General features: G+C 43.4%; 15 protein-coding genes and 5 pseudogenes. 8 read left to right on the top strand and 12 right to left on the bottom strand.

What is annotated here, in order from left to right:
• Positions 1–2 precede the first annotated feature (2 nt).
• The 3 genes from B5D54_RS03005 to B5D54_RS02995 form a co-directional block, all read right to left on the bottom strand.
• Entirely contained in the window at positions 3–1,085 is a 1,083-nt protein-coding gene (locus B5D54_RS03005; protein ID WP_078925005.1) for a microcin C ABC transporter permease YejB, read from the bottom strand.
• A gap of 9 nt (positions 1,086–1,094) precedes the next feature.
• Positions 1,095–2,912: an extracellular solute-binding protein gene (locus B5D54_RS03000; RefSeq protein WP_078925004.1), complete on the bottom strand. Its 1,818-nt coding sequence runs from the start codon at positions 2,910–2,912 to the stop codon at positions 1,095–1,097.
• Positions 2,913–3,060: 148 nt separating this feature from the next.
• Positions 3,061–3,579 (bottom strand): NUDIX hydrolase, encoded by a 519-nt coding sequence (locus B5D54_RS02995; protein ID WP_078925003.1) that lies wholly within the window; start codon positions 3,577–3,579, stop codon positions 3,061–3,063.
• Positions 3,580–3,748: 169 nt separating this feature from the next.
• Between B5D54_RS02995 and B5D54_RS02990 the strand changes: the two genes are divergently transcribed.
• Positions 3,749–4,540 (top strand): siderophore-interacting protein, encoded by a 792-nt coding sequence (locus B5D54_RS02990; protein ID WP_078925002.1) that lies wholly within the window; start codon positions 3,749–3,751, stop codon positions 4,538–4,540.
• A 63-nt stretch (positions 4,541–4,603) separates the two neighbouring features.
• On the opposite strand, the gene phnR is transcribed toward B5D54_RS02990, so the two are convergent.
• Entirely contained in the window at positions 4,604–5,353 is a 750-nt protein-coding gene (gene phnR, locus B5D54_RS02985) for a phosphonate utilization transcriptional regulator PhnR (protein ID WP_078925001.1), read from the bottom strand.
• A gap of 762 nt (positions 5,354–6,115) precedes the next feature.
• Between phnR and rnk the strand changes: the two genes are divergently transcribed.
• Complete coding sequence (gene rnk, locus B5D54_RS02980) at positions 6,116–6,523, top strand: nucleoside diphosphate kinase regulator (protein WP_078925000.1); 408 nt, start codon at positions 6,116–6,118, stop codon at positions 6,521–6,523.
• Positions 6,524–6,573: 50 nt separating this feature from the next.
• Here rnk and yjjG read toward each other — a convergent pair whose 3' ends face one another.
• Positions 6,574–7,248, bottom strand: coding sequence for a pyrimidine 5'-nucleotidase (gene yjjG / locus B5D54_RS02975; protein WP_078924999.1), 675 nt, complete (start codon positions 7,246–7,248; stop codon positions 6,574–6,576).
• A gap of 100 nt (positions 7,249–7,348) precedes the next feature.
• Between yjjG and elbB the strand changes: the two genes are divergently transcribed.
• Entirely contained in the window at positions 7,349–7,999 is a 651-nt protein-coding gene (gene elbB / locus B5D54_RS02970) for an isoprenoid biosynthesis glyoxalase ElbB (RefSeq protein ID WP_078924998.1), read from the top strand.
• 68 nt (positions 8,000–8,067) lie between these two features.
• Here the strand turns inward: elbB and folE are convergent, their stop codons facing one another.
• Entirely contained in the window at positions 8,068–8,721 is a 654-nt protein-coding gene (gene folE, locus B5D54_RS02965; RefSeq protein WP_078924997.1) for a GTP cyclohydrolase I FolE, read from the bottom strand.
• 148 nt (positions 8,722–8,869) lie between these two features.
• Between folE and moeA the strand changes: the two genes are divergently transcribed.
• The 3 genes from moeA to B5D54_RS02950 all read left to right on the top strand — a co-directional run bounded on the left by moeA (position 8,870) and on the right by B5D54_RS02950 (position 11,772).
• Positions 8,870–10,105: a molybdopterin molybdotransferase MoeA gene (moeA, locus tag B5D54_RS02960; protein ID WP_078924996.1), complete on the top strand. Its 1,236-nt coding sequence runs from the start codon at positions 8,870–8,872 to the stop codon at positions 10,103–10,105.
• Between the two features lie 8 nt (positions 10,106–10,113).
• On the top strand, positions 10,114–10,872 hold the full coding sequence (moeB, locus tag B5D54_RS02955; protein WP_078924995.1) for a molybdopterin-synthase adenylyltransferase MoeB: 759 nt from the start codon (positions 10,114–10,116) through the stop codon (positions 10,870–10,872).
• Between the two features lie 72 nt (positions 10,873–10,944).
• Entirely contained in the window at positions 10,945–11,772 is an 828-nt protein-coding gene (locus B5D54_RS02950) for a sulfurtransferase (RefSeq protein WP_078924994.1), read from the top strand.
• A 75-nt stretch (positions 11,773–11,847) separates the two neighbouring features.
• Here the strand turns inward: B5D54_RS02950 and B5D54_RS02945 are convergent, their stop codons facing one another.
• Positions 11,848–12,429 (bottom strand): DUF1287 domain-containing protein, encoded by a 582-nt coding sequence (locus B5D54_RS02945; protein ID WP_078924993.1) that lies wholly within the window; start codon positions 12,427–12,429, stop codon positions 11,848–11,850.
• A 37-nt stretch (positions 12,430–12,466) separates the two neighbouring features.
• Positions 12,467–12,607: pseudogene (locus tag B5D54_RS17305) on the bottom strand (IS3 family transposase); the annotation flags it as partial.
• A gap of 192 nt (positions 12,608–12,799) precedes the next feature.
• Here B5D54_RS17305 and B5D54_RS02935 point away from each other — a divergent pair.
• Both B5D54_RS02935 and B5D54_RS17485 read left to right on the top strand, forming a co-directional pair.
• Positions 12,800–13,978 (top strand): annotated as a pseudogene (locus B5D54_RS02935) (IS3 family transposase).
• 147 nt (positions 13,979–14,125) lie between these two features.
• Positions 14,126–14,731, top strand: a pseudogene (locus B5D54_RS17485) (integrase core domain-containing protein); the annotation flags it as partial.
• 374 nt (positions 14,732–15,105) lie between these two features.
• Here the strand turns inward: B5D54_RS17485 and B5D54_RS02920 are convergent.
• The 4 genes and pseudogenes from B5D54_RS02920 to B5D54_RS02905 form a co-directional block, all read right to left on the bottom strand.
• Positions 15,106–16,188: pseudogene (locus tag B5D54_RS02920) on the bottom strand (IS3 family transposase).
• 920 nt (positions 16,189–17,108) lie between these two features.
• Positions 17,109–17,822: a Fic family protein gene (locus B5D54_RS02915; protein ID WP_000126165.1), complete on the bottom strand. Its 714-nt coding sequence runs from the start codon at positions 17,820–17,822 to the stop codon at positions 17,109–17,111.
• A 191-nt stretch (positions 17,823–18,013) separates the two neighbouring features.
• Positions 18,014–18,493 (bottom strand): annotated as a pseudogene (locus B5D54_RS02910) (alpha/beta fold hydrolase); the annotation flags it as partial.
• Positions 18,494–18,504: 11 nt separating this feature from the next.
• Positions 18,505–18,844: ISAs1 family transposase (locus B5D54_RS02905; protein ID WP_139364767.1), on the bottom strand; the 340-nt coding region annotated here is incomplete at its 5' end.

The raw sequence follows: 18,844 nt of genomic DNA, 5'->3' as shown, positions 1-18,844 counted from the left end.
GCTTAGCGCGCCTCAAAATCAATACGTGGATCCACCCAAGTGTAGGTAAGATCGGAAATAATACTGAGCAGCAACCCAAGTAATGTCATGATATAGAGTGAACTGAATACGACAGGATAGTCGCGTTGAATGGTTGACTCAAACCCGAGCAAACCTATGCCTTCTAAAGAGAACATCACTTCAATCAACATCGATCCCGTAAAGAAAATACCGATAAAGGCGCTAGGAAAGCCCGCAATGATGATCAACATGGCATTGCGAAAGACGTGTTTATATAAAATAGTCCGTTCATCCAACCCTTTGGCTCGTGCCGTTACCACATATTGCTTATTGATCTCATCAAGAAAGGAGTTTTTCGTCAGCATACTTAAGGTTGCAAACCCACCGATCACCATTGCAAAAATGGGCAGCGCCAAATGCCAAAAGTAATCGAGTATTTTTTGATACCAAAGCAGTTGGTCAAAATGATCAGACACTAATCCTCGTAGTGGAAACCAACTAAAATAGTTTCCGCTCGCAAAGAGAATAATCAAAATGATCGCAAATAAAAAACCGGGAATCGCATAGCCGACAATCACCATTGCACTTGACCAGACATCAAAGCGAGAGCCGTGATGAATCGCTTTCATAATGCCAAGAGGAATGGAGATAAAGTAGATGATGAGCGTACTCCATAACCCCAGAGAAATCGAAACGGGTAGACGTTCTACGATCAAGTCAATCACATCCCCGCCACGAAACAGACTCTCACCAAAATTAAAGGTCAGATAGTTTTTCAGCATCTCAAAGTAGCGTTGATGTATCGGTTTATCAAAACCAAACTGGCGTTTGATCGCCTCAACCACTTCGGGATCTAAGCCTCGTGAACCTTTATAACCTGAGCTATCATCCAGTTTGCTAACGGTGACTTCTTGCCCACCGCCTGTAAATCGCTCCATGATGCCAGAGGTGTGCCCTTCTAGCTGGGCAATCGCTTGTTCAACGGGGCCACCCGGCGCAATTTGAATAATAAAAAAGTTGATGGTGATGATCGCCCACAAGGTGGGGATCACCAGCAATAATCGGCGAAAAATATACGCAGCCATTTCTACCCCTTAACGGCGTTTGGCAGGAAGTTTCTGCGCTTTTTGCTCAGAGATCCACCAAGTGTCTAGCCCTAAATCATAATCTGGCATCACATCTGGACGTTCAAATTTATCCCAACTGGCGACCCGATACATTCCGGTATACCACTGAGGAATTAGGTAAAAGTTCCATTGTAAAACACGATCCAATGCTCGTCCTAATGCGACTAACTGCGATGGATTTTGTTGATTTTGTGCGATTTGCTCAGTAAGCGCATCAATCACCGGATCATCAACCCCTGCGGTGTTATAGGTAGAATCCATATAACTAGAATGCCAAACAATCAGTAAATTGGGGCTCGGATAAGGGTTGGCGAAAAAGCTGGATGAGACCATGTCAAAATCTCGATCACGCAGCCGTTTGGTATATTGAGTGGTATCAATGGTACGAATCTTCATGTCGATGCCCATCAGCCTTAAATTGCGCTGGATAGGAATCGCAATTCGCTCTGCTGTTGGGCTGTAAATGAGCAGCTCAAAGCTCATCGGCTCGCCCGTTGCCACATTCTTCATCACTTTATCGCTCAGTTCCCAGCCAGCCTCTTTTAGCAAACGGAAAGCTTCCCGCATCTGTGGACGAATCCGGCCGCTACCATCGGTCACTGGTGGCTGATACTCTTGGGTAAAGACCCGAGCGGGGATCTGATCTTTAAACGGTTCAAGTACCGCTAACTCTTGTTCACTCGGCAAGCCTTGCGCTTCATAAGCGGTATTTTGGAAATAACTGCGTGTGCGAGAGTATTGATCGTAAAACATATTCCGATTCATCCATTCAAAATCCATGGCATAGTTTAACGCTTCACGCACTCGAACATCTTGAAAAATCGGACGCTGAGTATTAAAAACAAAGCCTTGGGTTGCAACTGGTGCATGATGTGGAATCTCTTCTTTTTTAATCAACCCCCTATCAAAATTAGCGCCGGTATAAGAGGTTGCCCAAAATTTCGCCTGACTCTCTTGGCGCAAGTCAAACTCCCCAGCTTTAAAGGCTTCAAGCATCACGGTATCATCGCGGTAATAATCATACTGCACTTGCTTAAAGTTATTTCGTCCAACATTCACCGGTAGATCTTTCGCCCAATAATCATCCACTAGCTGATAAGTCACACTCTGACCGGATTTAAAATCAATCACACGATAAGGTCCACTGCCGACGGGGGGATGATTTAAAGGTTCAGATAAGTTTTTATCTCGCCAAAAATGAGCGGGCAAAACTCGAGTCGATTGAGCAAAGCTAAAGAGCTTTTCACGATTTCCCTCTTTCATTTCAACGCGGACAGTACGCTTATTTAAGGCTTTCACCAATTTGATTTCTTGATAGTAGACTCGGTACTGAGCGACGCCTTCAGTCATAAATTTATCAAAGGTAAATTCCACATCGTAAGCGGTGATCGATGTGCCATCGTGAAAACGTGCCGCAGGGTTAATATCCAACTCAAGCCAGAGGTAATCGTCAGAATAACGGACTTTTTCAGCAATAAGTGGATAGTAGGTATCAATTTCATCACTGGGTGAAAACATTAACGTATCGTATAACTCACCCGATCCCGCAGCAGCCACCCCACGTGAAGCATAACGGTTAAAGTTATCAAAGGTGCCAATCTGCCCATAAGTGATTTTTCCATACTTGGGCGCTTGAGGGTTCACATAATCAAAATGAGTAAAATTGGCTGGATACTTCGCTTTGCCATAACCGACTAACTGGGTTGTTTCTATAATATTCGCCAAGGCCATCTGGCTTGATGCGACCAATAGTGCTCCCAATACCCATCGTGAATATTTCCCCATTTAAACGTCCTTCTGGTTAACTGGTTGTTTTTCGTCTTATCCTATTGTTTTTACTATACTCAACTACAGGCAAGATACCAAAACATAACTAACAAGATTGCCGTCAACAACGGAATTTCATCCATATTGACGGAAATCCAGCTTGGCTTTAAAGCAATTCTTTCGCAATCAAACGCAATAAAAAGGTTTCTCGATCTATGCTCATGCCTTTTTGTTGACTGTGTGCCATCGTCTGCTCATTATGCGCAATGGCTTGATGGATATTCATCCAAACAGGTTTCATACCATTTTTGATTTCATACTCTTCAAAACGCGTTTGTCCGAGCTGGCGATCCACTTTGCAGGTATAGCAGTAAGAAATCATATGTATCACATCGGCACCCTCTCGATACCAAGGACGAAATTCTTCATAGAGACCATAGGGCTGGATCATCTGGATATTATTTGCTCCCGTTTCTTCGCGTAATTCACGCACCATGGCTTGAATGACATCCTCCTGTTCGTCAATCCCCCCTCCCGGTAAAGTGTAGTCATGGTAACGTTCGGTATAAAGAAGTAAAATTTCTTCGCCTTCAAGAGCTATGGCTCTAGCCGCTTTACGTTGCAAGATAGAGTGATTACTGAGTTTTTCGATATCGGGATGAGTAGCGGTGTGTAGGTGTCGCATGGATCTCTCACTTTATTCTTTGTGGTGAATATTATCATGTAGACTCACCCGCTCACGGATCCGTTCCCTATTTTTTATGGGTAAATTACTGTAAACGACAACGATTATCATTGCCGAGGTGTGAAATTATCGTTATGGTAAGCCACATAAAGTCAGCGAGATGAATACTATGAGTAATCCAAATAATCAACGTCCTTCTTACCCCGTCACCGTGATAAAAACCGAACGAGTCTCTCCGCATGTTCAGCGTATTACTCTGCAAGGTTCAAATATTGCTCACTTTGAAAAAGAGAGTGAAGGTGGCTATATTAAACTGCTGTTCACACCACAAGGATCCAGTGATCTCAACCAACTTGGCAGTGAAGAACGCCCCGTCATGCGCACTTATACCATTCGTCAGTTCAATACACAGACTCACAGCCTTGTAGTCGATTTTGTTCGCCATTCCAGTGAGGATTTGGCTTGCAGTTTTGCCTCCCGCTGGGCAGAAACCGTACAAGTGGGTGAACGTATTTCTATTGCAGGGCCGGGTAAAAGCCAAGATCCCAACTGGAAAGCGGCTGAATGGGTATTTCTTGCAGCAGATATGACCGCCCTTCCCGCCTTGTCAGTGACACTGGCTAATCTTGATGCAGAAACAAAAGGCTATGCTGTGATAGAGATCAACGATCCCGCCGATCAACAACTCTTAATGGCTCCAACAGGCGTCAAAATTATATGGGTGAATGAAGCGCAAGGAGAATCCTTAACTGAGGTTGTCAGGGCTCAGCCTTGGTTAGCCGGTCAATGCGCTGTGTGGTGTGCCTGTGAATTTGATGCAATGCGAACACTGCGCCAATATTTTCGAAATGAGCGAGCGATTGAGCGAGACTTTATTTATATCAGCAGTTACTGGAAAAATGGAGTAACAGAAGATGGGCACAAAGTGATCAAACGCCAAGATGCTGAAGAAAACAGTTAGCCATTCACTATTCCGTAGTATAAGTAAAACGACCTCAAACATGGCCTGCGGGCCATGTTTTTCTCACTTCTCGCCACGAGTTAAACACGATGAGAGATCCGATTCAGCGGGATATGATAGCTCAACCACCGATTCGATACTAATGGCATCATGTCGCCAATATTCAATATCACAATCGATTAACTCACCGTGTTGATTATAGTTTACTCGCTCAACCACCGTTGCAGGTGTTCCCGTTGTCGCTCTCAATGCCTGCGCGGTTTCACCTAATAATGAACTGGTTGTGATCCGATAACGAGTTTTTTGATATTGTACCGAAAAGTGAGTTTGATAGATGTCAGTCAGTGATTGTGACAAATCAAAATCTAACAAGTTAGGAAAATATTCAGGACGAACATAGTGAGTCACAAACACCACCGGACGATTATCTAAATAACGAACACGATCAATACGATATACATCAGAAAATGGGGCTAACTGTAAAAGCTTAGAGGCCTGTTTATTGACCATCACCGCCTTCGCACTGAGTAGATCGGTTTTAGGTTGACGATGTTGCGCTAACGCCATATTGGTAAAATTGAGCGTTTGAGTCGGGTCATAACACAATGGCGGAGGGGAAATAAACCAGCCTCGACGATCTTCTCGATATATTTTCCCTTCTGCTTCCAATAAAGAGAGCGCTTCACGCAACGTTACCCGAGTGGTATCAAAAGATTCAGCCAATTTTCGTTCAGCAGGCAACTTTTGTTTAGGTGCCAGCATACCTGCTTCAATTTGCTCCACAATCGCATCTTTAATTTTAACGTACTGCACATCAGTCCTTAATTATGGGTTGCTTGCTCTTTGTCACGACACTTAGATGGTAAAAGTGCCCTAGCGTTTTCGCCAAACTTGTGTTTTCTCTATTAAACCATGTTCTATGATTAAATGAATCAGTTTAGCTAAGGCGGCAGAAAATAGGATCATACTCTGGGTTTTACCCTCTCTCTTAAGTGATGAACACCATTCACCAATCATTACATCCTTCCATGCTCCCTCAGATCCCGCATTTAATTTTGATTTATTTTATCAGCAGCTAAAGCAGCAAGGTATTAAGATTGGATCTGGTTCTGGCTATCCTCGTCAGGTGATGGATATTTTAATCCCAGCCACACAACGTTACGGTTACCCGCTTGACTGCATTGTATCCCCATCAGGCGGCCTGTACACTGAACCGAGCAAACCTTCACTATCCCATTGATACTGCTTAAGATTTTCCTAAAAAAATCAAAAAGATAGAAAAGCGTATTTTGGCAGATGAAAGGCCATAATCCTCACGTATTCAACATGGTAATCGAACAAAGCACACATCCTGTGAAATTCATGCTATGGTATGGGTCACTTTCTGGGTATAGTTTATGCGTTGGTTACGTAGCAAGAGAATTTAAATTAAAAAACCCTGTGCATATTGATTGAATTTTATTGATATTCAGTTTATGTTCTATGCCATATTAGGTACTTAGAAAAAAGTATCACCAAGTCCGTTTTTATGCCGCCCTGATTCGTTCGGGGCGGTATTTCTTTTGGAGAAAACAAATGCCAAACAATCATTCAATTATCGTGTCAACCCTCGACATGGATCGCATCAGTGCCTTAATGGATAACATGCCTAAGTTATCGGCTGAACTGGAACGCTTGGAAGATGAGTTAGATCGCGCAACGGTCCTCGCCCCTGAAGAAATTCCGGCGAATGTCGTCACAATGAACTCAACCGTTAAATTTAAATTTTTGGGTAACGATGAAATCATGCAAAAAAATCTTGTCTACCCAAAAGATTTAAAAACTAGCGAAGATATCTCCATTTTTGCACCGGTAGGCAGCGCGTTATTGGGTTTATCGGAAGGGCAACAGCTCTCTTGGCCAATGCCAAGTGGTGGTGAAAGAACTATCGAAATCATTGAAATCGTATATCAACCCGAACGAGAAGGTGAATATACTCGCTAGTCTTGATCACTTTGGTGCAAAGGTTCTCTTTGCACCAAGAGCGTTTAGGGTTATGCCAATAGAATATTTTTTAACTCATACAAAGACGCCACTTCATAGTGCGCATCAATCCCCTCTGGGCGAGGATGTTGGTGAGCGTTCAACCAACAGGTTTCAATTCCAAAATTAAGCCCACCCAAAATATCCGAATGTGGATTGTCGCCAACCATCAATACTTTTTCTTTTGAAGGGTAGCCCATTCTTTCCATTGCATGAGCAAAAATCCCCTCATCGGGTTTAGCAATGCCGACTTGCTCAGAAATAACAATATGATCAAAATAAGCGGTCATCCCTGTTTTCGCTAAACGAACATCCTGCAACTCGGTAAAACCATTGGTGATAATACCCAACTTCGCCTTCCCTTTTAACGCATCTAACAACTCTTTTGCACCAGGCAATAAGGTACAAATATCAGCCATTGCCGTTAGAAAGGCACTGTTTAGTTCGGTGGTGGTCGTCTCTAATTTCTGAGCCCATGACTCGAAACGGATATGTTTCAGTTGCTCTGCGGTAATATCACCATTTTGGTAATCAACCCACAGCGGTTTGTTTATTTGTTGGTATTGATGAAAATCCTGCTCAGTAAAATCAACCCCTTTACGAGCAAACATCAATTGCATCCCTTTAAAGGCATCAAAATGGAATAAGGTTTCATCTGCATCAAACAAAATCCAATCGTACTTCATTACTTGCTCCTCAAAATTACTCGCTCAGTGTAGATTGTTTTTAATAAGATGTTAACCTCATAGACAGGTCTTATCTGTTAAATGAGCAAGGAGCCTACCGATGAAAAAAGTTGCCGTGATTTTAAGTGGATGTGGTGTTTTTGATGGGGCCGAAATTCATGAAACGGTACTCGCACTGCACGCCATAGAAAAACAAGGAGCCAGTTGGCACTGCTTTGCTCCGAATATTAATCAACAAATCGTCATCAATCACCTGACCGGTGAAGAAATGAATGAAACCCGTAATGTTTTAGTGGAAGCAGCACGGATCGCTCGTGGTAAAATCCAAGATGTGGCTAAGTTAAACGTTCAAGAATTCGATGCACTACTGCTACCTGGTGGATTTGGCGTTGCCAAAAACTTCAGCGATTTTGCAACACAAGGTGCCAAGTGTTGCATAAATGATGATGTCGCAACTGCTTGCCGAGCTTTTGCTAAAGTAGGAAAACCAGCAGGGTATCTTTGTATTGCACCAGCACTTATCCCCCATATTTATTCAACGGGTGTTGAAGGTACAATTGGTAACGATCCCGATACCGCTTGTGCATTCAATAAGATGGGAGGCGAACACGTGAATTGCCCAGTCGATGATTATGTCTACGACCAGCAGTATAATGTCTTGTCGACACCTGCTTATATGCTTGCAGAAAATATCTCTCAAGCCGCCGCAGGGATTGATCGCTTAGTCAAAAGACTCATTCAATTGGCTTAATACCGTTCAGAATCCATCCTTAAGCTTGACTTAAATGATGGATTCTGACACTGATGCCACGATTTAGTTTAGCGAATACTGTGTAAGAACTCAGCTCGAGTGGAGGCGTTTGATTTAAAAATGCCCCCTAATGCTGTGGTTGTGGTCATACTGGTTGCATCCATAACCCCACGAGATTTCACACAGTAATGAGTGGCATCAATGGTGACCGCAACATCATCCGACTCAAGTAAGGTTTGCAGTGCAACTAGAATTTGCTGGGTAAGCCTTTCTTGAACCTGTGGACGCTGAGCAAAAAAACGAACTATACGATTAATCTTTGATAAACCGATGATTTTCCCTCGGGGGATATACGCCACCGCCGCTTTACCATCAATCGTCACTAAGTGATGTTCACAGGTGCTGGTCAAGGTAATGTCTTTAACACAGACCATTTCACTGACCTTCATTTTGTTTTCTATGACGGTAATTTTAGGGAAGTTTTTATAGTCAAGCCCTGAGAAAATTTCGTCCACATACATTTTTGCAATACGATGTGGCGTTTCTTCTAAACTGTCATCCGTTAAATCAAGCCCAAGAAGATTCAAAATTTCACGCATATGATGTTCAATTTGCGTTTTTTTCTCTTCACGACTGATCGTATTGGGTTGCATTGGCGTTTCCTGACCGCGACTTTCAAGTGCCGTTTTCACTAACTGGGCGGATTCGCTCAAACCTGACATTTCCCTACCTCTTAATTACCCCTTTTGGATGGCAGACAAGAATACTCGTATTTTTGAATAATTACATCCCTATTTTATGAGAGGGCATTATTGTCGTGCCCTTTGTATGCTAAAGTACCCAAAAAATAATGACCATAGGATGACCGATATGGGCTGCTGCGATGTTCCGGGCTTAATGCCCATTGAAGATGCACTCAATGCGATGCTTTCACGCATTACATCAATTAGTGACACGTTACAACTCCCATTAGCCGAAGCACTCGGCTTTGTGCTTGCTGAAGATATTCTCTCCCCTATCAATGTTCCTCCTTTTGATAATTCAGCAATGGATGGCTACGCCGTAAGGCGTGACGAACTTATGCTCAATGGTCCATTGCCAGTAGCGGGGAAATCTTTTGCTGGCCAACCCTTTATTGGCCATTGGCCAGCGATGACATGTATCCGCATCATGACTGGGGCCCAGATCCCAACTGGATGTGATGCAGTGATCATGCAAGAACAAGCACAAGTAACAGAACAAGGCATTCAGTTTTCTGTCTCTGAGGTTAAAGCGAACGCCAATATTCGCCCCACGGGGGATGATATCCAACAAGGGGATGTGGTACTCAATAAAGGTGAGCGTTTAACTGTACGCGATATTCCGATGATCGCCACCTTAGGTGTGAGCCATGTACGTGTTTTTCGCAAACCTAAAGTTGCCTTTTTCTCAACAGGGGATGAATTAAAACCTCTGGGTGAACCCCTACAAACTGGGCAAATTTATGATAGCAACCGCTATGGCATAAAGCCTTTAATTGAAAAATTTGGCTGTGAAGCCATTGATTTAGGCATCATCCCCGATTGTCCAACCCAATTAACCGCAACATTTGAACAAGCACAGGTTCAGGCCGATGTAGTGGTCACCTCCGGTGGTGTCAGTGTTGGAGAGGCAGACTACACCAAAGATATTCTGGCTGAACTGGGTGAAATTGGTTTTTGGAAGTTAGCCATAAAACCAGGAAAACCCTTCGCATTTGGCTCACTGAATCACGCGTGGTTTTGTGGCCTACCGGGCAATCCTGTTTCTGCCGTGTTAACCCTGTATGTACTGGTTCAACCCATGCTGGCAAAGCTTGCCGGACACACGGCTTGGCAAGCTCCACTATCCATTCCGGCTATCACCCGCTCTCGTTTTAAAAAATCGCCGGGCCGAACAGACTATCAACGTGGTGTCTACTCAATTGAAAATGGACAATTTGTCGTTGAAAGCACGGGGAATCAAAGCTCTGGTGCCTTTCGTTCCATGAGTTTAGCCAACTGTTTTGTCGTACTTGAACAAGAACGAGGCCATGTTGAAGCCGGAGAAACGGTCAATATTCAGCTTTTTAATGCCAGCTTGTATTAGGAAAACACATGGATATTTTGTCTGATCAAGAAATGCTGCGTTATAACCGCCAGATCACCCTAAAAGCTTTTGACTTTGATGGACAAGAAGCATTAAAACAGAGTTCTATTTTAGTGCTTGGTGCGGGGGGATTAGGCTGCGCGGCAAGTCAATACTTAGCGACCGCAGGCATTGGTCACCTGACCCTCATTGATGACGATGTGGTTGAATTGTCTAACCTTCAACGCCAAGTGCTGCACACTGATACAGACATAGGCCGCTATAAAGTGGATTCGGCGGCTGAGTCACTGCATAAACTAAACCCACATGTAAACATCACAACGGTTGCACAGCGTTTAGATGATGAAGCGTTGAATATGCTTGTTGCAACTCATACTCTCGTATTAGATGCGTGTGATAATGTTGATACTCGTAACCAACTTAACCGCCTATGCTACCAAAATAAAACGCCTTTAGTTTCCGGAGCCGCGATTCGAATGGAAGGGCAAGTCAGTGTGTTTATGTATCAACACGCTGACGAACCATGTTACCAATGTTTAAGCGCCTTATTTGGCAACCATGCGCTCACCTGTGTAGAAGCGGGAGTTATGGCTCCAGTGGTGGGTATTATCGGTGCAGTACAAGCGATGGAAGCCATCAAAGTTATCGCGCATTATGGTCAGCCGTTAAGCGGAAAAATATTGATGCTCGATGCACTAAGCATGACATGGCGAGAAATGAAATTACCCAAACAGGCTCACTGCCCTATTTGTCATGCTCAATCATGATCACGAAAAAGACGACAGGGCACTGATGATAAGAACACCCAGCCATATTTTCTCACTTAAGGAATAGGAACCATGTCTCCACTCGTAACTCCAGCTTGGCTATCTCAGCACTTAGCCTCTCCAGAAGTCATCATCCTCGATTGCAGTATTGAATTTCAAATTCCTAATGAAACGGAGAAAGATTGGCTCAATAGAATCCCTGGGGCGCGCCGCTTTAATTACGATAAAGAGTTTTGCGATATCTACAGCACTCTGCCGCATATGATGCCTGATGAGCTTCGTTTTAATTTTCTCGCACAAACATTGGGAATCAATCAAAATGCCATCATTGTGGTTTACGACAATAGTGGGACGTTTGCTTCACCTCGCGCTTGGTGGATGTTTCGCGCCTTTGGTCATAAGCACGTCTATATTTTAGATGGAGGACTCCCCGAGTGGAAAGCTGCTGGTTATAAAGTCACTCAAGAATATTCCCCCATTTCAAGCCGAGGTGATTTTGCTGGAAAGCTTCAACCTCACCATTTTGTCGATGCCGGCTATGTTTTCAATAAAATCACCGACCCCACTAGCCTCACGATCGACGCTCGTTCTCAAGAACGGTTTTTAGCTCAAGTCCCGGAGCCAAGAGTGGGCGTACGCAGTGGACATATCCCACATTCGTGTAACCTACCATTTGGTCAATTAATGAATGGCCATAAAATGAAGTCACCGTCAGAACTCACATCGATTCTCGCCCAAACCTTACCTTCCGCTGATGAGTACCTTTTTAGCTGCGGCTCTGGGGTAACCGCTTGTATTGTTCTGCTTGCCGCTTATCTCTGCGATTACCCAAACCTTGCGGTGTATGACGGTTCATGGACAGAATGGGGCCAGCGTGAAGAATTGCCCATCAAGAAATGAACATTAGTGTATAACATCGTAATCACCATAACCAACGTATAGTAACAAGTCTCGTGTTGAGGTTCTCTTAAATACTTATGGTTCGTAACGAAAATGGCCTGTAATTTTAAAATCAAATAGCATATCTTCGAGTACTGGGCCTGAACCAATATTGTGGACGATCAGCCGTCTTTTCTTATCTCCTGACAGCTCATTCGTCACTATCCCTATATGAGGTAAATTACCTGGTAGTACCCACGTGACGATATCTCCCGCCTTATAGCTTAAACCTTCAGCACTTATTGGTAAACTTTGGCCATTTCGCCTGAAAAAAACCTGTAAGTTTGGTACTCGACGGTGATCAATGTTTCGGTCTGGCTTCGATAGCCCCCAAATCCTATTTGATGGATACGATGAAAAATTGTCACGCATATCCTCATGAACCAATACTTGCAGATCTACACCCAATTTTCTGTAACTACGAATAACAACATCGGTACATACACCAATATTAGGAGGGACATCCCCATTAGGATAGCCAATTTTGATGTAACTTCCATCGTAAGCAACTGAATAATTAGTCCTTTCCTTTGCTGCTTCGACTAGAGCTGACAATGAGTCATCAGCATTTGCACAACTAACCCATATTATCGCTAGAAAAAAAATAAATCGTTCCATAAATAGTTTTCCCCACCCAAAAGTGGACACAATATAGCTACACACTTTCAAACGCAACTGGACTCACATACCCCAACGCTGAGTGCTTTCTATTTCGATTGTAATAAATCTCGATATATTCGAAGATCCCCATTCGTACTTCTTCGATAGTTTGGTAGTCTTCAGCATAAATCAACTCGACTAACCAGTACGAACGTGAAGCATTTAATAATTCTTTATCACTGAGCGCTTTCGAACTAATATAATATCGAACCGTTACTTCTGACTCTTGAGCCACTGCTTATTCTTGACGAATGGTGTAGTGGCATAGTGAATTTGGCCACCTGATTAGAGGTGTTAAGATGCACCTTATAGCATTACAGGTGAAACTATGACCAAGCGTACCAGACGTACTTTCAGTGCGGAATTTAAACTCGAAGCAACGCAACTTGTTCTAGACCAAAACTACACCGTTGTTGAGGCCGCAAAAGCCATGGGTGTTGGTAAATCGACAATGGATAAGTGGGTAAGACAACTTAAGCAAGAAAGGCAGGGTGTGACTCCTCAAGCCTCACCAATGACACCAGAGCAAGTTGAGATACGAGAGCTGAAGAAGAAACTTACACGACTTGAAGAGCACAATGAAATATTAAAAAAGGCTACAGCTCTCTTGATGTCGGACTCACTGAACAACTCTCGATAATCGAGAAACTCAGGCAGAGCTTTAGCGTAACAACCCTGTGTCATGTGTTCAGTGTCCACCACAGCAGTTACAAATACTGGCGTTGTCGCCCTAAACGTGTTTCCCCAGAATTGGTGAGACTAAAGAGTCTTATTAAAGAAGTTCATGCGGCAAGCAACGGCTCTGCTGGGACAAGAAGCATTGCTGATATGGTGACAGCCCAAGGCGTAAAGCTGACACGGTATCGAGCTTCTAAGATGATGAAATTATTAGGGTTGGTAAGCTGCCAAGCACCGAAGCACCGTTATCGAAAGGCATCACAAGATGCATGTAGCGATCCCAAACCACCTGTCTCGACAATTTGCCGTTACCGCTCCCAACAAAGTCTGGGTTGGTGATGTGACATATGTCTGGACGGGACAGAGCTGGATGTATCTTGCTGTTGTCATCGACCTGTTCGCTAGGAAGCCAATTGGTTGGGCGATGTCAGTCTCTCCCGATAGTAAGTTAACAGGAAAGGCACTCTCTATGGCATTTGAGTCACGAGGTAAGCCCAGAGGCGTGATGTTCCACAGCGACCAAGGAAGTCATTACACCAGTCGTTCTTATCGGCAACTGTTATGGCGTTATCAAATCAAGCAAAGCTTATCTAGGCGAGGTAATTGCTGGGATAACAGTCCGATGGAGCGATTCTTCAGAAGCCTAAAGACAGAATGGATACCAGTGTCGGGTTATCGGATTTTTAACGAAGCAAGAGAACACATAACTCGATATATCACGGGCTACTACAGCCAACTCAGGCCCCATCAATATAATGGTGGTCTAACACCCAATGAGTCTGAACGACTGTATTGGGAAAACTCTAAAACCGTGGACAATTTTAGTTGACCACTGGCAGGATTGTTGTCACTGTTAAATTTTAACCAATTAGGGGCGATAACAGAGTAGAAAATGTCTCGTTATTCTCTGGAAAGAAAAGAAGCTATATTGAAAAAGTTACAGCCTCCATACTCTCGTTCAGTAGTGAAAGTAGCAAAAGAAAAAGCGCTGGCAAAAACCACCGCGCTTTTGATGCTGAGAAAAATCTCAGAGCCTTTTACGGGGAAGAACCCGAGGACGATTAACCTCAACCGATGAAAGGCGAAGTTTGGTTGCACTCATCCATGAGCCTCGCCAAAACGGCTGCCGATTAGAGAATGCCTATCATGAAGCTGAGATCGATTTACGCACTTACCGTCGCTGATATCAGAGCGGCGAAATACAAGAAGATCAAAGGCCGATAGCGACCCGAACCATTAAACAAGATCTCGAGGCAAGAAAGGCAGTTGATCGTTGAAGTCAGTAACGCACCTGAATACGCAAGTTTACCACCGAGTCAAATCGTCCCGACATTACCGGATAAAGGTGCTCCAATGAAATCATTGACGTTTAAAGCCAAGATGGAAGAACTGGTATTATCTCGTCCTACAGTCGCCCACAAGTCAGCGATGACAATCCGTATGTTGAATCCTTATTCCGCACATTGAAATACGTGCCAAATTGGCCATCGAAAGGCTTTAGTGGTGTCGAGCTTGGGTAGCCGAATTCGTTGTCTGGTATAACACCGAACCCAAACATAATCGCTTAAACTTTGTCACACCATTAGAGCGCCATAGTGGAAAAGACAAGCAGATCTTGGAACGTCGAGCAAAGGTGTTGATGGAACATCGCCAGAAAAGACCAGAACGCTATAATAAAAAACCAACGCATGGTAAAAATGCCACGCGTTGGTTGTCCCTCTTGAACCGTTTATTAGCATTCTTGTCAAAGATTAGCGCTCATGAGTGAAGCGATAACCTGTGAGCTTGTATCATCTTTGGATGACAAGCCGTCAACAACACCCTGTTGATTTATCTCTGGATGATTCTGGCTTAATTTCCATTGACCACTAAGTGACTCTACCTCAATTTCAACACCTACTACCGCAGGCAACATTTTATGAATGTATCCCTCCGGCGCATCTGACTGAATCGCCACTACTTCAGTAGACGACTTTTAGCCTCATTAAAATACTGACGTTCATACTCTAACGGTGATAGCCCATCATTGGAACTATGCTGTCGTTTCGGGTTGTAAAACATCTCTATATAATTAAACACATCCATCTTTGCGTCGTCCCTGGTCGCATAGATTTTTCGCTTAATTCGTTCACGTTTCAGCAGTTGAAAGAAACTCACTCCAATCATGGCTCGTGTATTGGCTTCCTTGATCTGAATGAACCAGCACTTTGCCAGCAGGTTTACGACGCCATACCGCCATCAATAAAGCATCTAACGCAAGCTCTTTGGTGATACGACTGCCCATTGACCAACCAATTATTCGTCGTGAGAACAAGTCCATTACAGCGCCACGATAGAGCCAGCCTTCATGCGTTTTGATGTACGTAATATCCGTTACCCAAGCTGTGTTGGGCGCTAATGGATCGAATTGCCGTTCTAAACGATTTGGCGTAACAACGTGTTGCTCACCACTAGGAGCTCTCGGTTTTCGATAGCCAACTTGCGCTCGCAGTCCTGCTCGCTGCATCAGGCGATGCACACGATTAATACCGCATTGCTCGCCAAGATCACGCAGATCTCGATGGAGTTTACGGTATCCATAGACGCCACCAGACTCAAGCCAACATTGTTTGAGTTGGCCTGTAAGTCGTTCATTGTCACGTTGTAGCTTCGACTTTGCGCAGCTCCTCCACGCGTAATACCCGCTCGGATGAACATCAAACAACTGACACAGATGTCGCACAGAGTGGCTGTGATGATGCTCTTGGATAAAGGCGTATCTTACTCGGGGTGGCTTGCGAAGTACGCCGCGGCTTTTTTTAACAGGTCACGTTCTTCAGTAACACGCTTAAGCTCTTTTTGTAATCGTCGAATTTCTGCGGACTCAGCAGACTGCTGAAGGTGTTCCTCAGAGTCAGGACCATAGCGCTTAATCCAGGCGTAAAGACTGTGTGTGGTGGTACCTAAACGCTGAGCAACATCAGCAACAGAATGGCCGGCAACAGTGACTTGTTTCACTGCTTCGATTTTGAATTGTTCGGGGTAACGTTTATGGCTCATGGACACCTCTTTTTTAGCTAGTTTATCTAACTAAAAGGCGTCTAGGAAATCAGTGGCGATTCAACTATAGACAAGCTGAACGCAAACCCACTTTACCATTAAATGCTGAATAAAGACTCGAAGGACAAGAAGACGAAAACTAAACCAATATGAACACAACTGGGTTTATAAATTAAAAAATAACTAATAAAAAACAATCAGTTAAAAGTATCAAACAGACAAACTAGAAGCTAAGTTCAAAGTAAAGAAATCATAAAAACACTTTAATTTTCAATATATTGTGGTCTTTTTCTCTACGGTTACATAACGCCGCATTAAGGGGCAAGCAACGCAAACAGCTGAACTCAAACTAACCAGCCGTAACCTCAAATGCTCATCCAAACCAAAAATGCCACGCGTTGATTGTCCCTCTTAAATGCTTTGTTATGTAATTTTACCAATAATTTCAAAGCATTACCAAAAACAGCATCACCAAACACGATTTAACTTACATGAAAAGTCAGCATTGACCCAGTAGAAAAAATTCTGGCAACCACAAAAGTAACTTGATTCTGTGGATCATGACTATAGACAAGCTGAACGCAAACCCACTTTACCATTAAATGCTGAATAAAGACTCGAAGGACAAAAAGACGAAAACTAAACCAATATGAACACAACTGGGTTTATAAATTAAAAAATAACTAATAAAAAACAATCCGTTAAATGTATCAAACAGGCAAAGTAGAAGCTAAATTCAAAGTAAAAAAATCATAAAAACACTTTAATTTTCAATATATTGTGGTCTTTTTCTCTACGGTTACATAACGCCCTGTTAAGTAGTGAGGCATGCATTACAAGAGTCTCTGCATCACTACGTAACCACTAAAATCACTGCAAACCAAAAATGCCACGCATGCCGAATCTACTTGAACAGTTTGTTAGCCGATTTTCAGATCTAGCTTGAAATTACGAATGATTTTTTCATCCAAACAGCTACGTAAAAACTTATTCATTGCTGTCATGTCATTAGAAGAATAGAAGTCGAGCATGAGCGTATTAAACTCTTGCTGACGCTTGGCTTGCACATTAATGATAGGGAAACCGTTAGCTAACAAAATGCCGTTCATCATGAACCGGCCTGTACGTTTGTTAACATCCCAAAAAAATTGAGCGCGTGCCATTTGTAAAAATGCAGTAATTGCTTGATCGTAAACATCAGATTCGCTATTCACCTGACTCTCAACTTCAAGCCATTTTTCGTCCAACGCATCTGGAGCAGGAGGCTCATACTCTGAACCCGTAATAGAAACGTAACCAGAGCGAAATTTACCCCACTCTAACGCTTCTTCTTTGCCAGCGATATTGTGGATTTTTAAGGCGGTTTCTTTATTAAATTGAAACTCACCTTGATCAACTAAGCCAAAAATGAGCTCCCATGCTCGAGCTTGGTTCATTGCCATATTTTGATCACTAATACGATGGCCACCTACGGTGATCCCATCAAGAATGGTTTGCACCTCAGGTAAAGTCATTGCAACACCCTCGAGGTTAACAGCGTCATAAACCAAAGCTGGTACATCTCTTTTGGCAAGTTGTTTAGCCAACGGTATATTTGGTTTCATATTCCACATGTTATCAGTCAATGCTGTCATGGTGTTCTTCTTCAATGTAAGTAAAACTTGGCTAAGTATACACTTACTGATGAGTAAGGTGCTAGAAGTCGGCTAACGCCCGCCTAAGGGGCTGACAACGCATAACACTAAACTCAAACACAACAACTGCAACCACCGCGGTTCATTGGGACTGAAAACGCCACGCGTTGGCAGTCCCTTTGAGGCGTTTGTTAGTTTTTGTGCTGCGACATGAACTGTTTTAGCATTTCACCCACTAATTCTGGTGACTCTTGGTGAGATGAATGTGCTGTCAATGGGATATTGGCAAAACTACAACCTGCGATTTTCGACTTTAAAGCCACCGCCTCATCCAACGAAAACAAGAAGTCATTATCACCTCGCATTACTAACGTCGGGCAACAAATTTTTTCAACTAACTCATCTGGATAGCCAGTTTCTGTTATATCCAGCCAAACGGCTTTTACCATGTCTACAAGCTTAGGAAAATCTGGTTTAGGATTTGATGTCTCATAAAATGCAACATCATCTGCAAACCTTGATACCCAAAATTCAGCCGTCAAACCACTTAGCAATTCAATTGATGGGTCATCTGCCTCCAATCGCCACTGCGAACCTAGTGTCACCAAACAAGACACTCTTTCTGGCTCTTGTGCTGCTAGCCGATAACCCACGATGCCACCGCACGGAAACCGCATGAACATCACTGCCCTGTAAGGCTTTCGAGAACCTTACTTAAGTAGTTTTCATCCATTGCGCAGTTCATCCGTTTACGTTTGATACCACCTTTAAACGTGGTTTCGCTCTTTAATAGGTTCAAACAGATCTGCCTGATCCTTGCAAAAGCCTCTGCTCGATCGTCCGCTCTAATACGCGAATTGTCCTCACAAAATGCAGTATCAAGTGACCAATGCATGACCTCTACACCCCAGTGAGAACGAGTCGCTTCAAGTAACGTTTGAGCTTCCAATTCTTTAGAGCATATGTAGTAACGAATACTCACATCTTGCTCTGTTGCTACTGCCGATTCTTGTCGAATTGAA

It is taken from the genome of Vibrio cincinnatiensis DSM 19608 (assembly GCF_900167345.1).
GTDB lineage: Bacteria > Pseudomonadota > Gammaproteobacteria > Enterobacterales > Vibrionaceae > Vibrio > Vibrio cincinnatiensis.
The sequence above is the reverse complement of the archived record's forward strand: the minus strand, read 5'-3'. Positions and strand labels throughout refer to the sequence as shown.